Below are 20,825 nucleotides of genomic sequence, written 5' to 3'. Positions count from 1 at the left end.
CCGCTTCCTTTCACTGCTCAACCACCGGCAGGTCGCGCTCGAGTTCCTTGTCTTGGCGTATCCCCAGGGCGTACTCGGCCTGCATGAGGGTGTGAATCTCCCGCGTTCCCTCGTACATTGAGGCTCCCTTGGCGTTGCGGTAGAAGCGTTCGACCGGGTACTCGTCCGAGAACCCGTAGGCCCCAAACACCTGCACGGCGTTGGCGGCGGCGGCTTCGGCCTCCCGGCAGGCGACCCACTTGGCCAGCGAGGTGGCCCTGGTCGAGCGTTTTCCCCGGTTCTTCAGCCACCCGGCCTTGAGCCAGAGGCCCGAAGAAAGCTCATAGCCTGCCTCCATGTTGGCAATCATCTGCTTGACGAGCTGATGTTCGCCGATGGGTTTTTCAAAGGTCTTCCGTTCGCCCGAGTACTTCACACAGGCGTCGCGGCAGGCCCGGATAAGGCCGCAGGAACCGGCCGCCACGGTGTAGCGCCCCTGGTCCAGGCAGAACATCGCGATTTTGAACCCCTGCCCTTCGCGATAGACAAGGTTGCCGGCCGGCACCCTGACGTCCTGAAACGAGATGTACCCGGTGTTGCCGGCGCGCACGCCCAGTTTGCCGTGAATGGCGCCCGTGGTCACACCATCGAAATCACGCTCGACAATAAAGGCCGAGATGCCGGAATGATCCCGCCGTCTTTTTTTCTCTTGGTCGGTCCAGGCGAATATCAGGAAGTAGTCGGCTACGTCGGCCAGCGAAATCCACATCTTCTCGCCGTTGAGCACCCAGTGGTCGGCATCCCGGACGGCCGTCGTCTGGATGCCGACGGCGTCGGAACCGGCCGCCGGTTCGGTCAGGCCGAACGTGGCCACCTTTTCACCCTTTGCCGCCGGAACCAGGTATTTCCGCTTTTGCTCCTCATCGGCCCAGGTCAGTACCGGCAGGGAGAACAGGCCGATGTGAACGGAAAGGATGACGCGGGCGGAGGTGTCGCTGTATTCCAGTTCTTCGCAGGCCAGGCCGAGGGAAATATAGTCCATGCCGAGGCCGCCGTATTCTTCCGGGATGCAGAAACCCAGCAGGTTAGCCTGGGCCATGGCCGGCAGCAGGTCCGGGTTCATCTTCTGCTCCCTGTCGTACTCCTGGATAGTGGGCGATACCACCCTTGACGCCAGTTCGCGGGCCATGTCTTTGACGGCCAACTGGTTTTCCGTAAAGCTGAAATCTATCATATACTCTTTTGCTCCTTTTTCGGGGTGTGAGGCCGTGTCTGTATATAGGCAATCGCCCCGACGGTGTCAATTGCGGTCAAAGTTCGGTTCCCCGACGTGCCCGGGGTGGACGGCATGAAACCTTCCGGGCTCGGCCGGCTTGCTCGCGGGGGCAATTTTTGCTATACTGCAGATTCTCAAGATGGGACGGTGACAGACCCAGTGAGCGATTCGACACGCGTTAAGGCCGATATTGTTCCGTACACCGCCGAGTATTCCACGGCGGTTCGTTCCTGGATTGATTCCGCCGAGACGTATGCCAGTGTCTGTCGGGGGACGGTGTACCCGCCGCCGGACGATGTTGTCGATTCCTGGCAGCGGCCGGGGGTGACTGCTTATCTTCTTTTCAGCGAAGGCAAGCCCGTGGCTTACGGTGAGCTGTGGGACCGCAAGATCGAGCGCGCCGTCGAGATCGTTCACCTGATTGTCGACCAGTACAAGCGCGGCCGGGGTTACGGCAGCAAGATGCTGGAGTTGCTTTACAGCCGGGCGGCCTCGAGGCGGGGCGTTACAAAGGTGCTGCTCAACCTCAACCCGGGCAGTGAAGAGGTCCTGGGCTGCTGTCTCAAGGCGAAGTTCGAGCTGATCGGCGCCGGAGCGATTTCCGAGGGCCTGCAAATGATGCGCAGTGTGGGAATACGAGAATAGTCGTGCAATCGCCAATACACAGATGAAGGACCCAATCATGACCGAGTACAAGAACCTTGTGGTGGAACAAAAGGACGATGTTCTCGTCGTTACCGTCAATCGGCCGCGCGCGCTCAACGCGCTGAACAAAGAAACCGTAGCCGAGCTTCAACAGCTTTTCAGCTACCACTGGTCTGATGACGCCGTGAAGTGTGTGATCCTGACCGGGGCCGGTGAGAAGGCGTTTGTGGCCGGGGCAGACATACCGGAACTGGCCGAACTGGACGCCCGCTCGGGAACGGAACTGGCCGCTCGCGGACAGTACCTGATGAAGACCATCCAGAACTTTCCCAAGCCCGTTATTGCCGCCGTCAACGGCTTCGCCCTCGGCGGCGGTTGCGAGCTGGCCATGGCCTGTGATTTTCGTCTGGCCTCCGAAAACGCCAGATTCGGCCAGCCGGAGGTCAACCTGGGCATCATTCCCGGTTATGGTGGTACCCAGCGTCTGCCGCGCCTGGTCGGGCGGGGTAAGGCCATGCAGTTGATCTTCACGGGGGAAATAATCTCTGCCGCGGAAGCCCACCGGATCGGCCTGGCCGACGAGGTCTACCCGCTGGATCAACTGATGGATAAGGCGATGGAGATGGCCAAACTGATCTGCGGCAAGGCGCCCGTTGCCGTGGCTATCGCCAAGGAGTGCATCAACCGTGGTCTTGATGTCAACCTGACGGCGGGTTGCGATCTCGAAAAGGTGAACTTTGGGCAGACGTGCGGCACCGGCGACAAGAACGAGGGCATGGAAGCTTTCCAGGAGAAGCGCAAGCCCAAGTTTACCGGGCACTGATACAGACTGTCCCGGTGATGATCCTGGGAGTGTCAAAGTCTGTCCTTGCGCCGTCGGCGTCATCGTGGGGGCGGGGTTGCCCCGACCCAGCTGACGTTGCCACGTGTCTGAACGGAGATGGTTGTGAAAACCAACAGGATGTACGATGAGTTTGCCCACCTGTGGCCGTTGATCAGCGCCCCTGAAGACTACGCCCACGAGGCCTCGTTCTGGCGGAATGCGATCCGTGAAAAGCTCGGGCAGGGGAGGCACGAAATCCTTGAGCTCGGCGTCGGCGGGGGGAACAACCTGTCGCATCTGACTTCGGATTTCAGCGCCGTGGCGGTCGATATTTCTGAGAAAATGCTGGCCAACTCGATAAAGCTCAACCCCGGCGTGGAGCATCACGTGGGCGACATGCGCACGGTTCGGCTTGGCAGGCTCTTTGACGCCGTCCTGATCCACGATGCTATCAACTATATGCTGACCGAAGACGACCTGCGGGCGGTGCTCGGCACGGCCTGGATGCACCTCAGACCGGGCGGTATCCTTGTCATGTCGCCGGATAATTTCAAAGAGACGTTTGCCGACGGGTTCATGAGGCACGGCACCCATAGCGACGGAACCACCGAACTGACGTACGTCCAATACGAGTATGATCCTGACCCCGACGACACCACCACGGAGACGCTTTTTATATTCTTTATCCGCGAAGGGGGAAAAGTGCGGGTGGAGCAGGATCTGCACGTAACCGGCCTGTTTCCACGGCAGCGCTGGCTGGACCTGATGGAGGCCGCCGGGTTTGCCGCCGAGGAATATGATTACCCCGTGCACGAGCATACCGATCAGGGGAGCCTTCTTGTTGGACTGAAGCCGTAGCAAATCGGCAGGGCGGGATCGCTGGTTGAACCCCCGACACCGGCCCGGCGGACCGCAATTTGATATGGAACTGGCCGTACTGTTTTTCAATTCCTTCGTTATCGGGTTTTCGGGTGCCCTGATGCCGGGGCCGCTGCTGGCCGTGGGGATCGCGGAGACTCCCCGGCACGGCTGGCAGACCGGTCCGGTGATTTCGGCGGGTCATGCGCTGGCCGAGATCGCGGTCGTGATCCTGCTGGCCGTCGGCGTGGCAACGCTGACCGGGAATGAGAACGTCACCAGACTGATCGGCGTGGTCGGCGGCGCCGCGCTGCTGCTCATGGGCGGTATGATGGGTTACGACGCCGTGACCGGGCGAGTGGCGTATGCTTCCGACGACGGGCCGGGCCGCTCACGGCACCGGCTGGCCGGTAAGGGCATCACGGCCACGCTGTCGAATCCCTATTGGTTCATCTGGTGGGCCACGGTAGGTCTGGCTCTGCTCGTCAAGGCCAGGCACTTCGGCATTGTCGGGCCGGTGGTGTTCTATTTCGGCCACATCCTGTCGGACTTCGTCTGGTATACATTCGTGTCCGTTCTTCTTTGGAAGGGCCGTCGGCTCATTATGGGTCGGGGTCTCAGGATTTTGATCCTGGCGTGCGCCGCTTTCCTGCTGTACCTTGGTGGCAGCTTCATTTACGACGGCCTGACGGGAGCGCTGTAGTTGTTCATACGAATAGTCGCCTTCCTCGGCACCCTTGCATCGTCTCTCACTCCGACGATTTCGTCCGCCGCCAGCGACGTATACTGGCAGCAGGAGGTTAATTACGTTCTGGACGTCACCCTTCAGGATGATCTCCGCACTATTACGGGTGAAGTCGACATAGAGTACATCAACAACTCTCCCGACGCGCTCGACGTCATTTACCTCAAGGCATTCCCCAACGCGATACAGAGAGGGTCGTACGCCGACCTGAAGCGGCGATATGTCAATGACTTCGAGTACGCGGATCTGAAGCCGAAGGAGGAAGGAAGTCTCCGGTTGTACGAGCGATCCGGGGCGGCCCGCGCGTACCGGTCGTTTGAAACCGACAATACGATAATCACGGTGACCCTCTCGACGCCGCTTTCACCCGGCGACACGGCGCACCTGGCCTTTTCCTTCACCACGGTCCTGCCGGAGCCGGCGAGTATGCGGATGGGCGTAGATAGCGGCACGACCAAGGCGGCGTATTGGTACCCGCAGGCGTGCGTATATGATCACAAGGTCGGCTGGGTGAACTCCCAGTACCTCGGGTGGGGCGAATGCTACGGCGACTATGGGCGCTTCGATGTGAGAATCACGGCCCCGGCGGACCAGATTGTGGCAGCCACCGGCGTGCTTGTCAACGAGGACGAGGTGTTGCCCGACTCACTGCGGGCGCTGCTGGACATACGCAACTACCAGAGGCCTCGATCCGAATGGCCGAAGCTTGAGCCCGACACGACGAGCACCAGGACCTGGCACTACGTAGCGGAGAACGTCAATGACTTCGCATGGACCGCCTCGAACAACTTCTGCCTGGACACCGACACGACGAACGGTGTCGAAGTGATCGTATATGCGCTTCGGCACCGAGCCGAAGACTGGACCCGTGCAGTCATGATCGGCCGGCAGGCCATCGAGACGTTTTCTGAGCTGTACTGTCCCTACCGCTGGCCGGTGATTCGTATCTGCGACGCGTTCAGCGGGATGGAATACCCGATGCTGACCAACTGTTCCGGCGAGGATGACTCACCCTGGTTTGACCTGCTTTTGTACCACGAGATCGGTCACCAGTGGTTCATGGGGCAGGTCGGCTCCAACCAGGTGGACCGGCCGTTTCTCGATGAGAGCTTCACGACCCATCTCGAGCACAACGCCATGGAGAAGTACCTCGGCCGGCACGGGAATCTTGACGACTTCACCAACTGGTACCAGCGGTGGCTCGCCCCTTCTGAGCAGGATCGCGAAGTGCGCGGGTTCCTGCCGCTGCTGCTTCTCATGAAGGAGGGCATGGATCGGCCCATGGTCGGAACTTCGTACGACCGAGGCAGGGAATACTGGCCGAACCGTGTCTCGGCATACTACAAGGGTGCGGCCATGCACTATTCACTTCGGTCGGTGCTTGGCGATTCGCTCTACTACGCGGCCATGCGCCGGTATTGTGCCGACTGGCTGTTCAGGCACCCCTACGAGGACGATTATACGCGTTCCATGGAGAATGCAACCGGGATCGAACTTGATAACTTCCTTGACCAATGGTACTACGGCCGGGATCGTCTGGACTATGCCTTCACCGGCAAGGAGTCGCGTGAGACCGGCCGCGGTATGGAACACACCGTCAAACTGGAACGCAAGGCGGACTTCGTCAGCCCGGTCGACGTGGCCGTCATCTGGGAACAGGGGGATACCACGTTCTACACGGTTGCCCCCGAAGGCATGGCTTACGCCAAACCGGGCTATGTCCTGCTGCCCACGTGGCACCAGTTCCGCCGCGTCGAACCCGCATACCGGTTTACCGTCAAGGCCAATCGCAAAATCCGCAAGGTGGTGGTCGACCCGTACAACCTCCTCATGGACATCGACCGGAGAAACAACCAGTCGGGGCTGTTCTGGCCGACAGAAGTGCGTTTTGACAACCTTCTCTATGACCGAACCCCGGCGAACAGGTACGCCCTGCGGCTGCGGCCGGATATCTGGTATGATGAGCCCAACGGGGTGCAGGCAGGGTTTCACGCCCACGGCTCGTATTTGGAAACAGAATCGAGATTCTCGCTTGACCTGGGTGTCGGCACCGAATCCGCTCGGCCCTTTGTTGACTTTTCCTGGTCCGATCTGCTGGGCCGGTTCGGTCCTCGTGCGACCACCGGCGCGCGAGTGCTGCGCAGCGACCGGCGGATGTTCTTCTCGTGGGGGTTGGAAAAGAGGTTCCGCGAGTGGTACTCCCGGCCCGATCAGGAACTTCTCTTCGTGCAACTTGACTACCTGCGCGTCGGGGGCGGCCGGGAGCCTTGGTCTGACGCACCCTCAGACGAGATAAGCCGCTACCTGCCCGATCCGACGTGGGATGTTGCCAGGGTCGCGCGCCTGCACCTGGGAGGCGGATTTCTAAGGACGTTTCGGTACGGAAGCTACTACTTTTACAACCGCAACGAGGTGAGCGCCTGTGTGCAGGAGCATCGACGCCGGTCCATCCTGGAGCGTCGATTCCTGGCCGGCGTCAGTCTGATCGGCCAGAGCCGGACATACCTGTCGGTTGTCCTGGAGGGGCTGGTCACCAACGGCGAACCGCCGTCCCAGTACCTTCGGCATATCAGTCGGATACGTTCGATCGATCGTTTTGTCCACTCCCGGCTGTTCAGGTCCCCGGGCACGGTTCCGGCCGACTGGGAGAACCACCTCTACGCGGCTGACCCGCGCGTGCGCGGTTACCAGGACAGGAACCTGTACCTGATAGACTACTTCGGTGCCTCCATCGAATGCACGCCGCCGGACCTCCTGCCCTTCCGCTGGTTTAAGATTCTGCCGCTGGTGGGCGGTTTCCTTTCGCAGGCCGACCAGACCGTCTTTGCCGAGGGCGGCTGGCTGTCGTTTGATGACAGGGAGAGCTCGTACCGCGAGCCGGTAGCGTCAAACGAAACACTTTCGTTTGAAGGCAAGAGGACGTTCATCATGTCGGCGGGGGTTTCGATCGCGCTGCCGGCCGTCTGGAGACAGCACCGGGTCAGGGTTGATTTCCCGTTATATCTGAACAAGCCGGCGGCCGGCGAGGATGAGGCGGATTTCCGTGTGTCCGTCGCCTGGCTGCTGCCGTTACACCAGCGGGACCGTCTGCCATGAATGCTGACAAGATGACCGGACGCGCGCGTGCGGGTGCCGGGGGCGGATTCACGACATGAACCGGCATCGGCGCATCCGACTGAAGGCGCGGGAGACAAAGGCATGGATTTCAAGATTCGGCCCGTAACGAAAGACGACCGGCCCTGGGTGCTCGAGGTCGTTCGGGGCTGGGGAGCCGATTTCATCGTTACGCGGGGGCGGATTGTCTACCCGTCGGAGATACCGGGGTTTATTGCCGAATCGTCCGATGGCCGTAAATCTGGCCTGGTCACGTATGAGATTTTCGATGACCAGTGGGAGATAGTGACCCTTGATGCTCTCACCAGGCGTTCCGGGATCGGCACGGCGTTGACGACCCGCGTGCGCGAGGCGGCGGTTGCCGCGGGCTGCAAACGGCTGTGGCTGATTACGACGAACGACAATCTCGATGCGATTCGTTTCTATCAGCGGCGCGGCTTCACGATTGCGGCGGTCCACCTCAATGCCCTGGCGCACTCGCGCGAGCTCAAGCCGGCCATCGCCGAAATCGGCTTGTACGGCATACCGTTGCGCGACGAGATAGAGTTCGAGATGCTGCTTTGAGCCGACAGTCAGGCTGATCCAGGACCAGCGACGGGCACGTGGTGCGTCCGGCCGGGTTCGCTGGACGCCTGAAAAACAAAAAAGCCATTGACCGTCCCCCGCCCGAAACGTATCTACTGTAGCAATGGTACTCACAGCCCGCGAACTCTGCCGTATATGAAATACGCCGAATTCGTTCATCTGCACACGCACAGCCAGTACTCGTTGCTCGACGGGGCGTGCCGCCTTGATTCGGTGATCAAGCTGGCCAGGGAGTACAAGATGCCGGCCCTGGCTATCACCGACCACGGCAACATGTTCGGGGCAATCGAGTTCTACACGAAAGCCACCGAGGCCGGCCTGAAGCCGATTATCGGGACCGAAGCATACGTGGCCGGAGGCAGCCGCTTCGACAAATCCCATTCCGGCAAGTATCCCGACGGAGGCTTTCATCTCATCCTGCTGGCAGCCAACCGGGAGGGTTACCAGAACCTGATGAAGCTCTCGTCGGCCGGCTTCCTTGAGGGTTTTTACCACCGCCCCCGCATCGACAAGGAGTTGCTCCGCCGGCATGCCGAGGGACTGATTGCCACCTCGGCCTGCCTCAAGGGGGAAGTCAACTGGTATCTGCACCGCGGCGAAGTGGAAGCGGCGGTGGCTGCCGCCCGGGAACTTGAAGAGATTTTCGGCAAGGGGAATTTCTACCTCGAGATTCAGAACCACGGCCTCGAAGTCGAGGAGCAGAACATTGCCCGGGTGGCGGCTATCTCCCGTGAAACGGGTATTCCCATGGTGGCGACCAACGATTGCCACTACCTGAAGCAGCAGGATGCCGAGGCGCACGATGCCCTGCTGTGCATTCAAACGGGCAAGAATCTGGACGACCAGGACCGCATGCGGTACAATTCCGATCAGATCTATTTCAAGAGCCCCGAGGAAATGGAAGCCGCTCTGGGCGACTTCAAGGATGCCCTGCGCAACACGGTCGAGATCGCGGAGCGCTGTAACCTGGAACTGGAACTTGGCAAGCTGAAGTTGCCGGTGTTCCCGCTTCCGGCCGGGTTCAACGATCCGGATGATTACCTTCAGCACCTGTGCGAGAAGGGGCTTGAGGACCGGTACGACAAGATTACCGAGGAAATCCGCGCCCGCCTTGGCTACGAACTGGGCATCATCAGGCAGATGGGCTACGCCGGGTATTTTCTGATCGTCAAGGACTTCTGCGATTACGCGCACACTCAGAAGATTCCGGTCGGGCCGGGTCGCGGCTCCGCGGCCGGGTCGCTGGTGTCATACGCGCTGAGGATCACGAACATGGATCCGATAGGGTTCGAATTGATGTTCGAGCGGTTTCTCAACCCGGACCGGGTGTCCATGCCGGATATCGACATCGACTTTGCGGATCGCGGGCGCGACCAGATAATCAAGTACGTCATCGAGAAGTACAAGGAAGAGAACGTCTGCCAGATCATCACGTTCGGGACCATGGCGGCCCGTGCGGCGGTGCGCGATGTCGGCCGGGTGCTCGGCATGCCGTACGGGGAGGTCGATAAGATTGCCAAGATGATCCCGGCCATGCCGGGCATGACGCTTGAGGCGGCCCTGAGACAATCGTCCGAGCTTGCCGAGTTGAGGGACAGGGACGCCCGGGTGGCCAAACTGCTTCGCTATGCCATAACGCTGGAAGGACTGGCCCGTCACTGCTCCACGCATGCCGCCGGGGTGGTGATCGCGCCTTCCGCCCTGACCAACTACGTCCCGCTGTTCAGGGGGAGCAGGAACGAAACCACCACCCAGTATGACATGAAAATGGTCGAGGAGATCGGCCTGCTCAAGATGGATTTCCTCGGTCTGAAAACGCTCACGGTGATCGACGACGCCGTCAGGATGGCCGAGGTCAGTCATCCCGGCGCCAGTATCGATATCGACAACGTACCTCTGGAGGATGCCGCCGTTTACGAGATCTTCGCGCGCGGCGATACGGTCGGCGTTTTCCAGTTTGAATCGAGCGGTATGCGGGATTATCTGCGGCGGCTGGAACCGGAGAACTTCACCGACCTGACGGTCATGAACGCGCTGTACCGTCCGGGGCCGCTTGATTCCGGCATGGTCGACAGTTATATCGCGCGCAAGAGTGGAACCGAGCCGGTCGAGTTTCTGCATCCGGTGCTCGAGAAGATCCTGGGGGCGACCTACGGGGTGATCGTTTTCCAGGAGCAGGTGTTGCAGATCGCCAATCGCATGGCCGGTTACGCCCTCGGCAAAGCTGACCTGCTGCGCAAAGCCATGGGCAAGAAGGACGCCTCGCTGATGGCGGCGCAGAAGGAAGAGTTTCTCAACGGGACCGACCGGAACAAGATCGAGCGGCGCGTATCCGAAGAGGTGTTTCACCAGATCGAGACGTTTGCCCGGTACGGGTTCGGCAAGTCGCACTCGACGTGCTACGCGTATATCGCCTATCAGACGGCCTGGCTGAAGCAATATTACCCGCGCGAGTTCATGGCGGCGCTCATGACCTCGGATATCAACGACAGTGACCGGATATACATATACCTCGAAGAATGTCGCCGTATGGGCATTGAGGTGTTGCCGCCGGATGTAAACGAGTCGGACATCGACTTTACCGTCGTTCAGGGTGCTATCCGGTTCGGATTGAAGGCGGTCAAGAACGTGGGCGAGGGACCGGCGGAGGCGATTGTCCAGGCGCGCCGGAGCGGTGGCAGGTTGAGCACCCTGGCCGACCTGGCCAGTCGGGTAGAGCCACGCACGCTCAACCGGCGCACGCTGGAATCGCTGATCGCAGCCGGTGCCTGCGACAGCCTCGAAGGCAGCCGGGCACAGAAGTCCAAGGGGGTCCCGGCCGCGCTGGAATTCGGCCACACCGTTTTCCGGCAGTCAGGGGCCAGCGATCTGTTCGAAGCCACCGGCATCACCCTTGAACGGGTGGCACCCAGACTTCCCGAAGTAGAGGAGTGGTCGTCGTCAATGCAGCTGGCCGAGGAGAAAGCCATGCTGGGATTTTACATCTCCGGTCATCCCCTGGACAAGTATCGCGAGACGCTGTCGGGTTTTACCACCTGTACCGCCGCAGGCATGGAGACGGCTCCCGACGGTCGTGAGGTCACGCTGGCCGGGATTATCGCCCAGGTCAAGACGATGACGGACAAGAAGGGGAATCTGATGGCGTTTGTGACGCTGGAGGATTTCTCCGGCACGGTGGAACTGGTTCTGTTTTCGGACTGTTACGACAAGAGTCGTGAATACGTGCGGACGGATCGGATTGTCCTGGTGACCGGCCGGGTTTCGACGCGCGAGGGGGAAGCGGCAAAGCTGATTGCCGGCGAGGTCCTGCCGCTCGAGCAGCTCACGGAACGATTTGACTGCCAACTGGTTATAAAGCTCAGAGCCGACCACTCCGAAAAACGGATTAAAGAAGCACTGGCAACACTGGATAAATCCCGCGGCAAGGTTCCAGTCCTTCTGGCCGCTCAGGAGGACGGATCGGAAGTGTATATCAGGTCGAAGAAATACGCGGTCGATCTCAATTTCGGCCTGCTGAACCGTTTAAAGGAGCTTTTGGGGGATTCCGGGGCGTACCTTCGCCCGCTCGGCCTGAAAGAACACTGAGACCGACCGGCCCGAGGCGATTATAGTGCACCGGCTGACGCTGACAACAGACACGATGAGAGACAGGTTGGATTGACACATGAAGATTCTTGCAGCAGCGGCGCTGGCGGCGACGTTTCTTGCGCTGAGTCTGTCCCCGAGGGCCGAGGATAGGGACACTACCAGGCAGAAAGATCCACCATTAACGGACAGCATGGCGGCCATTCACTGGCTGTCGTACACGGAGGCAGCGCAGAAATCACAGGCCGAAGACAAGCACATGCTCATTCATTTCACTACCAAGACTTGTGGCTGGTGCCGGAAAATGGAAAGAGAAACCTATACCGATCCGGAGGTGGTCAGGATCGTCAACGAGTCCTTCGCCCCGGTGCAGGTGTGGAGCGATTCGTACGACGAGATCGACATCGAGGGCTACAAGATCTCCCAGCGGGCGCTGTCACGCGAGGAGTTCGGTGTCTCCTCGTACCCCCAGTTCTGGTTTGTCACTCCTTCTCGGACGAAGGTCGGTCCGTTGAAGGGATATTTACCGCCCGACCGGTTCATACGGGCGCTGGAGTTTGTCAGAAATTACAGATACGATACCACTCGTACGGCCGACAGAGTTCCGGATACGAGTTCCCGGAAGTAGGTGTTTTGCGATTATTCGGCAGTGCGCGCACGTCAAGAAGCTTGCCAGGCTGCCGGTCAGTTTTGTATGTTTGCCGCTGACCGCTTTGTTGCGGCATGAGGAAAGGCACACAATGACGAGAGTTCTGTTACCGATTATTATTTTTGGGGCGTTGTTGGCGCTGGCCGCCTGCAGTTCCGACGAGACGGGTGCACGGACGGAAAGTCAGGCCCCCGCGCAGACTCCGGTTGCGAAGCTTGAGGCTCCGGAGGCGAGTGCCGATCCTGGCAATCCCGAGGTGGTAAACCTTGACGCGAACGCCGTAAGCTGGACCGCCGCGGATCTCGATGGGAATCTGCACCATTCGGGTAAGTGGATTGGAAAGCAGCCGGTAGTGATTAACTTCTGGGGGACCTGGTGTCCGCCCTGCCGCAGGGAAATTCCCGATCTCGTCAGGCTGTACAGCGAATATAAACCCCAGGGAGTCGAGATTGTCAGCTTCGCCGTTCGCGACCGGCCGGAGGCAGTCCGCCGGTACGCCGAGAAAGCCAGGATGGAATGGGTCATGTTGATGATGGACGAGCAGGTGTACAAGGATTACCAGCTTACGGGCGGCGTGCCCACGACCATCTTTCTGGATGTCACCGGAAAGGAAGTGGGGCGGTTTGTCGGCATGAGGGATTATACCACGCTCAAGCGCGGCTTTGACGCCATTCTGTGACGTATGCCGATATGCAGTAGAAAGCCGACCGGTGACTCGCCGGTCGGCTCTTTCTTTTTCACCAATGCCGTCACATGGTCGCCTTGTTCCCGGTGCCGAAAAAGGCGCGTAGCATGTACCAGATAAGTCCGGCGGCCAGGACAAGGCAGATGACAAAGACGGCAAAGATCGACCATTGCGGTGCGATGCGCAGGGTCGACGGCTGGAAGTGGTCCGCCAGCCGCAGGAGTCGGACGTAGTGGCGGCTGATGACCATGGCCAGCAGGGAAAGAAACACCAGCGCCCCGGACCAGGCGAACCGTCTCGTGTACAGAAAGTGCACCGACAGGGCTGAAAATACGATGCCGACCGTCAGAATCCAGACGGCCGGGGTTCGCATGAAGGGCACCAAATACTCTCCGAGTGTCACGAAGTAGATAAGGCCGACAATCGCCGCCGCCACCGTGCCCCAGAGGAAGAATCGTCGGCCGGTCAGGTATGAGTCCTCGTGGTTTCTGCCCAGAAGTCCGACAAAGAAGCCGCCCACCGTGACGGCTCCGAGCAACATGTGCAGCCACCGAAACAGGTACTCGCCGACGTAAGGGTTGAGCGTCAGCCCCGACTGTCTCTGCGCGTAGATGGCGCGGTAGTAATCGGGCCGCTCCGCCAGTGAAAAGACGGAACTGTAGACGTACGATACGTACAACAGAGCCAGCAGGGCCAGGCCGAGGTACCACCTCTTCAGGCCCCCGCCGGCCCTGGAGAAGGCCGTGCCGTACAGGAAGTAGTACGCGAAAATCACCGCCGCGACAATCATCAACCAGAACCAGCCGCTGACGATTGATGCGGCGTAGACCTGGCGAAAGTAGACGAGCTGTAAAAACAGCAGCGGGGCGACGCCGAACGAAACCGTAGCGGCCATGGCGGTCGGGAACCCCCCGAGGAACATCCTGACGGTCGGATGGTTCCACCTGTCGGTAAAGCGTCCCCAGAGGGTTATGATGACGCCGCCGACAACAAAGTTCATGGCCGCAAAGTGCAGGGTCAGGGTGAGCACGTGCAGTGACGTAACCACCCACAACGGCGCCGAGATGAAATCATAATCCGGCAGATTCATGACTTCCTCCGTCTTCCTTGCCGAGTGTCAGAAGATACTGAATCAGCGCCCGGCGCTCCTGGTCGTCACCGGTGTAATCCGGCATCTCTTCGCCGAACTCGCCGGCTATATCCAGTAAATCGTTGTAATCTTCCTCGCTCAGGTCGACCAGCGACTCGTACTTGTCATTGTAACCGCCCATAACGTGGCATTTGCCGCAACGAATGTCGTACACCTTGCGGCCGAGTTCGACGCCTTCCAGCCTGTAGATCTCGGCGATCGACCGTCCGTCCATTTGCCCGTAAAGATGCGCGGCGATCAGCCCGGCTTCGCTTTCGGACGCGTGGAAGGGCGGCATGTTTCCCCGTATGACGCCGATTCCCTTCACGATGGCCGCCGTGAACGCCTCGTCGGTGCCGTCGAAGGCCGGTTTGAGCGGCTTGTAGCCCGCGATGGTATGACAGTTCCGACACACGCGGCGAAACAGGTCGGCCCCGTCGTCGCCGGTGCGAAACCTGATCTGCTCGAGATACCCTGTCTCGCTGTAACTGTCCGCCCGGGCTGCCTCGAGCGCGTTACCGTACATGTAGTCGTAGACAATCCACGGTTTGCGCACTGATTCGCGGAACCATTCGAACGCCCCGAAGGTGAGCAGGCCGAAGGCCATGAGCACGATTGCGGCGGCCATGCTCTGCCGCTTCGGGATGATCAGACCGAAGAAGACGAGAAGGACGGCCGTGACAATCGCGAAAACAACCAGGTCGCTCAGTGACGTCATCACCGTCGGCATCATCTCGCGGGCTTTAGAGGTGACCTCACCTGGTATCGCTGTCCAATACCAGTAAAACGAGGGAAGCATCACCACCAGCCCGGTCAGCCCCCAGGCGGCGTTGGTCCTGACCAGCCTGGCCTTGAAAGCATCAGCCGGACGGCGGGCGGCCAGGAGCATGGTGAAGGCGCCGGCGAGCATGACCGAGATGCCGGTTCTGAAGGCCAGCGAGGGCCAGAACGTCGGGTTGAAGAAACCGTCCCAGAAATCGCCCGTGGCCAGCCATTCCCCGGGGGTCAGCATGAACGTAATGATGCCGTTGATGACGAACAGCGACATCCACGCGGCGCCGAAGTAAATCCAGCCGAGGGCCAAGTGGCTCCGGGCCGACATGCGTTTCCAGCCGTAGTAGTAAAGGATGGCTGCTGTGATCTCGATGATGAAGAACGTCCATTCGGTCGCCCAGCCCCAGATGAAACTATGGATCAGCACCTCGGTAGCGGCAGGGCTTAACAAGCCGATGACAAACCAGATCCCGACGCCGGTCAAGGCCCCCGCTACGAGCGTCACGAGCACAAAGAACCTGCTGAGCCGCTCGAGGTAGCCAAGCACCGGCGCGTCGTTTCGTTTTCGCGCCCGCCATTCGGTAACGACCAGGTACAGGCCGCCACCGATGGCGAAGTGTGAGATAAAGACGTGCAGGATGCTCACGAAGGCGATCAGCAATCCGTAGCTGACGCTCGTATCCCAGAACGGGTAGTTCATAGATATTCCTCCGTGGATGGACTGACGTGTGTTTGCCCTGCAACTAACAGCCGGGCGTTGGCGGGGTCAAGCTCCTTTCGGGCCGGTACTCAGGCGTCGGCCGAGGGCCGTTTGGTCCAGTAGGTGATCTCTCTCTCACAGGAGTAGCCTGCTTTGACCAGACAGGCCATGGACGGCGTGTTCGTGTCCTCCACCAGGGTGCAGATAACGACCGCCCCGACGCTGCGAAGGAACTCCTCGCACCTGGCGATTATCCGACCGGCGGCCCCGGTGCCTCGGTAATCCGGATCAATTGCGATCCGGTTCAGCCAGCCGCGGCGGCCGTCGTAATTGGCGATGCCGACCCCGATCATGCGGCTGTCGTCGAAAAGCCCGAAGAACGCGGTCGCAGGGTGCTGCATCTCTTTTTCCAAGGCGGGGCGGCTGTCGCGACCGAGCGGCTTGTACGGCAAGCCGGCATCGGACCAGGTCTTTATGATTGAATCGTAGTCGTCAATCGTCAGTCGCGTGATTTGCAGGGCCATACTTTTCCTCCAGAACGGCTTTGAGTCTCTTCAACTGGAACTGGGAGGCGAACGGCCTGTCGTTCCAGTGCTCGCAGCCGGTGAAGTTCAGCAGAACTCCGCGCGCCGGCACACCGACGTCGGCCGCAGTGCGCATCCCGGTGGCGAGCATCATCAGACACGCTATTCCCACCACGGCCAGGTCCCTGTTTTTGTGCCGGTAGTGCTCTATCTGTTCGCTGAGCTTGCGCTTGGAATAGACAGTTCTAACGCCGAAGCGCTCGCCCAGGAGGCTCACCTGATGGGCCTGACAACCCTTGACGCACCGGCGGCATTCATCGCCCCATTTGCCGTCGGTTTTCCGGCAATCCGGGTTGTGCAGCGACAGGCAGTCCGGCAGAACGATCAGGGTGTCCCTGGCTCGGTTGAAGGCCTCTCGGTTGAGTTCGTCGTAGATCTTGAACGCCACGGCTTCGAGCAGATACAGTTCCCTTGCCGAGCGGCGAAGTGAATGGTCGTCCCGGTCGCGCCGATCGGCACAGGCCCCGGCAATGAATTCATCAAGGCGCGAGAACTCGTCGGCGAACCGCACGAAACCGTCCGTGACAAAATCCTGTACGAAGGCGGTGAGTTTGTCATAGAATTCCGGCCCGAGGCGGTACGTGGGCGGGTGTATTTTCATGGCGGGAATATACGCCGGGGCCTGCCGGGATGAAACCGGCAAGTGGTACCGGCCCGAAGCTTCAAGCCCGCGCCTGCTCCGCCAGGCCGGCGGCCCCGCTTCACCAGGGCTACCCCGTAGCCGACCGATACGCATTCCGGTCACGCAATCCACGGCCGTCGATTGACATTCCAGCGCGCCGACGTATATTCCGGCCATGCTGATGGCCATAGATGTCGGCAACACCAACGTGGTCGTGGGGGTCTACAGCGGGGAGATCCTCAGGGACAGCGTCCGCATGTCATCGTCGAATCCAATGACGGTTGATGAGGCCGGGTTCTATATCTCGGGGCTGCTGGAGCGCATGCGGGTCGCCATCGCGGAGATAGACACGGTCGTGGTCGGCTCGGTAGTGCCGCCGCTGACCCCGGTTTTTGAATCGATGGCACGCAAGTACTTCGGCTGCGTGCCCCTGGTGGTTTCGGCGCGAAGCCGGTTGCCCGTCACAATCGCGGTCGACCAGCCGGATCAGGTCGGGGCCGACCGTATAGCCAACAGCGTGGCGGCGTTTCACCGGTACGGGGGACCGGTACTCGTGGTCGACTTTGGCACCGCCGTAACCTTCGACGTCGTCAGCGCCGACGGCGCGTATCTGGGGGGTGTCATCATTCCCGGACCCGAGTCCTCGCTGTCGGAACTGGCCCGCCGGGCGGCACGCCTGTTCGAAGTGCGCATCGAACAGCCGGATTGTGTCGTGGGCAAATCAACCTCGGGGGCGATGAAATCGGGGCTGTTCTACGGTACGATCGGCCAGGTCGACTACATCATAGAAATGATCCTCAAAGAGACCGGCTTTGACAGGGCGACAATCGTGGCCACCGGGGGGCTGGCCTCAGGCATCGAGAATCACTCACGTCACATCAAACTGTTCGAGCCTCATCTCACCCTGGACGGCCTGCGCCTGATCGGCGAAATGAACGCGGCCGGCTGACCCCGGCAGCGGCTTCTGCCTTGCCTTCACACAACATATCTACCGGTGACGGACCGGCTGACCCGGGGATGTCGGAAGGTCCTGCCAAAATGGCAGAGTTGGTCAAAAAAAACGCGCCAAGAGTGGCAAAAGTACAGGGAACCTCTTGACAAGATCGGTGGTTAAATTGTATTATCTGTTAGCACTCTCTTCAGGCGAGTGCTAACAACGTGAAGAATGAGCGTAAGTTTCACAGTTAAGTCTAAACAGGTTAACGAGGAGGACTGGAATGCAGTTCAAACCACTTGCTGATCGAGTGATCATTAAGCCGCTCGAGGAAGCCGAGGTCAAGAAGGGCGGTATCATAATCCCCGATACAGCCAAGGAAAAGCCGATGCAGGGCGAGGTTGTTGAGATTGGTCCGGGTCGCGTTACCGATGAGGGCAAGACCATCAGCATGCAGTTGAAGAAAGGCGACCGCGTGCTCTATGGCAAGTACTCGGGGACCGAGTTTTCGGTTGACGCTGAAGAGTACCTCATCATGCGTGAGTCCGACATCTTCGCCATCGTTATCAGTAGCTAACGGTCAGTAGACGGATAAAAAGGAGAACCCTATTATGCCAAAGCAGATAGAATATGGAGCCCAGGCGCGCGCCAAGCTCAAGAAGGGCGTGGACAAACTGGCCGACACCGTAAAGGTGACGCTTGGACCGCGTGGCCGCAACGTGGCGATCGACAAGAAATTCGGATCGCCGACCGTCACCAAGGACGGCGTTACGGCAGCCAAGGAGATCGAGCTGGAGGATCATTTCGAGAACATCGGCGCCCAGATGGTCAAGGAGGTTGCCTCGAAGACTTCCGATGTGGCGGGCGACGGCACGACCACGGCCACGATTATTGCCCAGGCCATCTACCGTGAGGGCCTGAAGAACGTGACGGCGGGTTATAACCCGATGTCGATCAAGCGGGGTATCGACAAGGCGGTTGCGGCCGTGACCAAAGAGATCACCAGGATGTCCAAGCCGGTCAGCAACAAGGAAGAGATCTCACAGGTCGGTGCCATCTCGGCCAACAACGATAAGCAGATCGGCGATCTTATTGCCGATGCCATGGAGAAGGTCGGCAAGGACGGCGTTATCACGACCGAAGAGGCCAAGACTGCCGAAACGACGCTTGAGTTCGTAGAAGGAATGCAGTTTGACCGCGGCTACGTGTCACCGTACTTCGTCACCGACCCGGAAGGCATGGAAGCGGTGCTCGAGGATCCGCTGATTCTTATCCACGACAAGAAGATCTCCGGCATGAAGGACCTTCTGCCAGTGCTGGAGAAGGTGGCCCAGCAGGGCAAGCCGATGCTGATCGTCGCCGAGGATGTCGAGGGTGAAGCGCTGGCTACGCTGGTAGTCAACAAGCTTCGCGGCACACTCAAGGTCGCGGCGGTCAAGGCTCCCGGCTTCGGGGATCGCCGTAAGGCCATGCTTGAGGACATCGCGGTCCTCACGGGCGGTCGCGTCATTTCCGAGGAACTCGGTTTCAAGCTGGAGAACACCGTGCTGACGGACCTCGGTGCGGCCAAGAAGGTGACGATCGACAAGGACAACACGACCGTTGTCGAGGGCGCTGGTGAGAAAGAGAGTATCAAGGCACGTATTAGTCAGATCCGCAAGCAGATCGACGACACGACCTCAGATTACGACCGGGAGAAGCTGCAGGAGCGACTGGCCAAGCTCGTCGGCGGTGTGGCCGTCATCAACGTCGGTGCCGCCACCGAGACGGAGATGAAGGAGAAGAAGGCCCGGGTGGAAGATGCCCTGCATGCTACTCGTGCCGCGGTCGAGGAAGGCATCGTGCCCGGCGGCGGGGTCGCTCTGCTGCGCACCATTAAGACGCTTGACTCCATCGATGTGGACGAGGAGGAGATGGTCGGTGTCAACATCGTCCGTAAGGCACTGGAGGAGCCGATCCGGCAGATTGCCATCAACTCCGGCGCCGAGGGTTCAATCGTGGTCAACAGGGTGGCCGGTGAAACCGGCGCCTTCGGCTTTAACGCCATGACGGGCCAGTACGAGGACCTGATCAAAGCGGGCATTAGCGATCCGACGAAGGTTACCCGGACGGCGCTTGAGAACGCGGCGTCAATCGCCGGTTTGCTTCTGACCACCGAGGCTGTCATTTGCGACCAGCCCGAGGATAAGAAGGCCGGACCGGGGATGTCCGAGGCCGGTATGGGCGGTATGGGCGGCATGTACTAAGCCGTACCTCGTACCCGGCATGAGAAGAAAAAAGCCCGGCCGCATCGGCCGGGCTTTTCTTGTGGCTGCATCGCGCCGGACGGTTCCGTCCCGGCAGTTGACACCGTGTCTGAAATGTCTATCTTTGGCGCATGAGTACGCTTGAAGAATTCGCCTCCGTTGTTGCCTCTGAATTTCCCGAAGACCGACTCACATACCAAAAATCCGTCCCGACCTTTCATCCGGAGTGTGCCGCCGAGGCCGCCGCGCTCCTGAAACTGGCCAACGAACACGGGCGGCAACTGTATGTCACGGGGTTCGGCAATAACATTGATCCCGCGGGTGATCCGTTTGTCCGCATGCTCAGTATTCGAACAGACCGGCTGAACGACCTTCAGGAGATCTCCCCGGACCGCCTGAAGGTCCGGACAGGTTCGGGGTATCCGCTGCGGGAGATAAACGAGCACTTGGCGAGACATGGTTTGTTCCTGCCGCACGCGGCTCTGCCGTATGTGGGATCGGCCGGCGGGGCTGTCGCAGTCGACCTTTCGGCAAGGCTCGGCGGTCGAGACCTGTCGATCAGGGACTACGTGACCGAAATCGAACTGGTTACGGCCCGGGGCGACGTCGTCACGCTGACGTCGGAACCGTCTGAACCCGCCTCGGACTACGGGTCGGTGCAGATGCTTGCGCCCAGTTGGGGTCTGATCGGTCTGATTGTCGCTGTCACGTTTCACGTCGTGTCGATGGACAGGGCCGCCGATTACGGTGACATGAAAATGGAGGCGGTTTTGCGGGGGGAATTCCTCTCGTCGCTGGACAGCCGCTCCAAAGTCGGCGACGGGCTGTCTTTCAGAGAATTCAAGAACAAACTCGACCCGAGAAACGTTCTACCAGTAGTATGAACGGGACG

Annotated in this window: 18 protein-coding genes; 13 read left to right on the top strand and 5 right to left on the bottom strand. The window is 60.0% G+C overall.

What is annotated here, in order from left to right; translation table 11 throughout:
• Nucleotides 1-10 precede the first annotated feature (10 nt).
• Nucleotides 11-1,213 (bottom strand): acyl-CoA dehydrogenase family protein, encoded by a 1,203-nt coding sequence (locus VMY05_07430; GenBank protein ID HUV30899.1) that lies wholly within the window; start codon nt 1,211-1,213, stop codon nt 11-13.
• A gap of 201 nt (nt 1,214-1,414) precedes the next feature.
• On the opposite strand from VMY05_07430, the gene VMY05_07425 reads away from it, so the two are divergent.
• The 9 genes from VMY05_07425 to VMY05_07385 all read left to right on the top strand — a co-directional run bounded on the left by VMY05_07425 (nt 1,415) and on the right by VMY05_07385 (nt 12,938).
• Nucleotides 1,415-1,900: a GNAT family N-acetyltransferase gene (locus VMY05_07425; protein HUV30898.1), complete on the top strand. Its 486-nt coding sequence runs from the start codon at nt 1,415-1,417 to the stop codon at nt 1,898-1,900.
• A 37-nt stretch (nt 1,901-1,937) separates the two neighbouring features.
• On the top strand, nt 1,938-2,723 hold the full coding sequence (locus VMY05_07420; GenBank protein ID HUV30897.1) for an enoyl-CoA hydratase-related protein: 786 nt from the start codon (nt 1,938-1,940) through the stop codon (nt 2,721-2,723).
• Between the two features lie 123 nt (nt 2,724-2,846).
• Nucleotides 2,847-3,581, top strand: a complete 735-nt coding sequence (locus VMY05_07415) for a class I SAM-dependent methyltransferase (GenBank protein HUV30896.1) — start codon at nt 2,847-2,849, stop codon at nt 3,579-3,581.
• A gap of 64 nt (nt 3,582-3,645) precedes the next feature.
• A complete protein-coding gene (locus VMY05_07410; protein ID HUV30895.1) occupies nt 3,646-4,284 on the top strand; it encodes a LysE family transporter in 639 nt (212 codons plus the stop codon).
• Nucleotides 4,285-7,422, top strand: a complete 3,138-nt coding sequence (locus VMY05_07405) for a M1 family metallopeptidase (protein HUV30894.1) — start codon at nt 4,285-4,287, stop codon at nt 7,420-7,422.
• Between the two features lie 102 nt (nt 7,423-7,524).
• The gene (locus VMY05_07400; GenBank protein ID HUV30893.1) at nt 7,525-8,004 is read left to right on the top strand and encodes a GNAT family N-acetyltransferase; all 480 of its coding nucleotides are present in this window, start codon (nt 7,525-7,527) and stop codon (nt 8,002-8,004) included.
• A gap of 156 nt (nt 8,005-8,160) precedes the next feature.
• On the top strand, nt 8,161-11,610 hold the full coding sequence (locus VMY05_07395; protein ID HUV30892.1) for a DNA polymerase III subunit alpha: 3,450 nt from the start codon (nt 8,161-8,163) through the stop codon (nt 11,608-11,610).
• A gap of 79 nt (nt 11,611-11,689) precedes the next feature.
• Nucleotides 11,690-12,238: a DUF255 domain-containing protein gene (locus VMY05_07390; GenBank protein HUV30891.1), complete on the top strand. Its 549-nt coding sequence runs from the start codon at nt 11,690-11,692 to the stop codon at nt 12,236-12,238.
• Nucleotides 12,239-12,350: 112 nt separating this feature from the next.
• Complete coding sequence (locus VMY05_07385; GenBank protein HUV30890.1) at nt 12,351-12,938, top strand: redoxin domain-containing protein; 588 nt, start codon at nt 12,351-12,353, stop codon at nt 12,936-12,938.
• Between the two features lie 70 nt (nt 12,939-13,008).
• On the opposite strand, the gene VMY05_07380 is transcribed toward VMY05_07385, so the two are convergent.
• The 4 genes from VMY05_07380 to VMY05_07365 all read right to left on the bottom strand — a co-directional run bounded on the left by VMY05_07380 (nt 13,009) and on the right by VMY05_07365 (nt 16,732).
• Nucleotides 13,009-14,034, bottom strand: coding sequence for a hypothetical protein (locus VMY05_07380; protein HUV30889.1), 1,026 nt, complete (start codon nt 14,032-14,034; stop codon nt 13,009-13,011).
• Nucleotides 14,015-15,547 (bottom strand): c-type cytochrome, encoded by a 1,533-nt coding sequence (locus tag VMY05_07375; GenBank protein HUV30888.1) that lies wholly within the window; start codon nt 15,545-15,547, stop codon nt 14,015-14,017. Before VMY05_07375 ends, VMY05_07380 begins: the two co-directional genes overlap by 20 nt.
• 89 nt (nt 15,548-15,636) lie before the next feature.
• Complete coding sequence (locus tag VMY05_07370; GenBank protein HUV30887.1) at nt 15,637-16,071, bottom strand: GNAT family N-acetyltransferase; 435 nt, start codon at nt 16,069-16,071, stop codon at nt 15,637-15,639.
• Nucleotides 16,040-16,732 carry a DUF116 domain-containing protein gene (locus VMY05_07365; protein ID HUV30886.1) on the bottom strand — a complete coding sequence of 231 codons (693 nt, stop codon included), beginning with the start codon at nt 16,730-16,732 and terminating at the stop codon, nt 16,040-16,042. The genes VMY05_07370 and VMY05_07365 overlap by 32 nt, the downstream gene beginning before the upstream one ends.
• A gap of 196 nt (nt 16,733-16,928) precedes the next feature.
• Here VMY05_07365 and VMY05_07360 point away from each other — a divergent pair, with 196 nt between their 5' ends.
• The 4 genes from VMY05_07360 (at nt 16,929) to VMY05_07345 (ending at nt 20,817) form a co-directional block, all read left to right on the top strand.
• A complete protein-coding gene (locus VMY05_07360) occupies nt 16,929-17,702 on the top strand; it encodes a type III pantothenate kinase (protein ID HUV30885.1) in 774 nt (257 codons plus the stop codon).
• Nucleotides 17,703-17,970: 268 nt separating this feature from the next.
• Nucleotides 17,971-18,264: a co-chaperone GroES gene (locus VMY05_07355; protein HUV30884.1), complete on the top strand. Its 294-nt coding sequence runs from the start codon at nt 17,971-17,973 to the stop codon at nt 18,262-18,264.
• Nucleotides 18,265-18,298: 34 nt separating this feature from the next.
• Nucleotides 18,299-19,933 carry a chaperonin GroEL gene (groL, locus tag VMY05_07350; protein HUV30883.1) on the top strand — a complete coding sequence of 545 codons (1,635 nt, stop codon included), beginning with the start codon at nt 18,299-18,301 and terminating at the stop codon, nt 19,931-19,933.
• Nucleotides 19,934-20,064: 131 nt separating this feature from the next.
• Complete coding sequence (locus VMY05_07345; GenBank protein HUV30882.1) at nt 20,065-20,817, top strand: FAD-dependent oxidoreductase; 753 nt, start codon at nt 20,065-20,067, stop codon at nt 20,815-20,817.
• The last annotated feature ends 8 nt before the right edge of the window (nt 20,818-20,825 follow it).

The organism is Acidobacteriota bacterium (assembly GCA_035529075.1).
Classification (GTDB): domain Bacteria; phylum Zixibacteria; class MSB-5A5; order GN15; family FEB-12; genus DATKXK01.
Note: the sequence above shows the minus strand (reverse complement) of the source record. Positions and strands in the feature narration are given on the sequence as shown.

Coding starts and splice junctions, on each gene's coding strand:
- VMY05_07430 (HUV30899.1), bottom strand. CDS start 1,213: ATGATAGATTTCAGCTTTACGGAAAACCAGTTGGCCGTCAAAGACATG.
- VMY05_07420 (HUV30897.1), top strand. CDS start 1,938: ATGACCGAGTACAAGAACCTTGTGGTGGAACAAAAGGACGATGTTCTC.
- VMY05_07410 (HUV30895.1), top strand. CDS start 3,646: ATGGAACTGGCCGTACTGTTTTTCAATTCCTTCGTTATCGGGTTTTCG.
- VMY05_07400 (HUV30893.1), top strand. CDS start 7,525: ATGGATTTCAAGATTCGGCCCGTAACGAAAGACGACCGGCCCTGGGTG.
- VMY05_07395 (HUV30892.1), top strand. CDS start 8,161: ATGAAATACGCCGAATTCGTTCATCTGCACACGCACAGCCAGTACTCG.
- VMY05_07390 (HUV30891.1), top strand. CDS start 11,690: ATGAAGATTCTTGCAGCAGCGGCGCTGGCGGCGACGTTTCTTGCGCTG.
- VMY05_07385 (HUV30890.1), top strand. CDS start 12,351: ATGACGAGAGTTCTGTTACCGATTATTATTTTTGGGGCGTTGTTGGCG.
- VMY05_07380 (HUV30889.1), bottom strand. CDS start 14,034: ATGAATCTGCCGGATTATGATTTCATCTCGGCGCCGTTGTGGGTGGTT.
- VMY05_07375 (HUV30888.1), bottom strand. CDS start 15,547: ATGAACTACCCGTTCTGGGATACGAGCGTCAGCTACGGATTGCTGATC.
- VMY05_07370 (HUV30887.1), bottom strand. CDS start 16,071: ATGGCCCTGCAAATCACGCGACTGACGATTGACGACTACGATTCAATC.
- VMY05_07365 (HUV30886.1), bottom strand. CDS start 16,732: ATGAAAATACACCCGCCCACGTACCGCCTCGGGCCGGAATTCTATGAC.
- VMY05_07360 (HUV30885.1), top strand. CDS start 16,929: ATGCTGATGGCCATAGATGTCGGCAACACCAACGTGGTCGTGGGGGTC.
- VMY05_07355 (HUV30884.1), top strand. CDS start 17,971: ATGCAGTTCAAACCACTTGCTGATCGAGTGATCATTAAGCCGCTCGAG.
- groL (HUV30883.1), top strand. CDS start 18,299: ATGCCAAAGCAGATAGAATATGGAGCCCAGGCGCGCGCCAAGCTCAAG.
- VMY05_07345 (HUV30882.1), top strand. CDS start 20,065: ATGAGTACGCTTGAAGAATTCGCCTCCGTTGTTGCCTCTGAATTTCCC.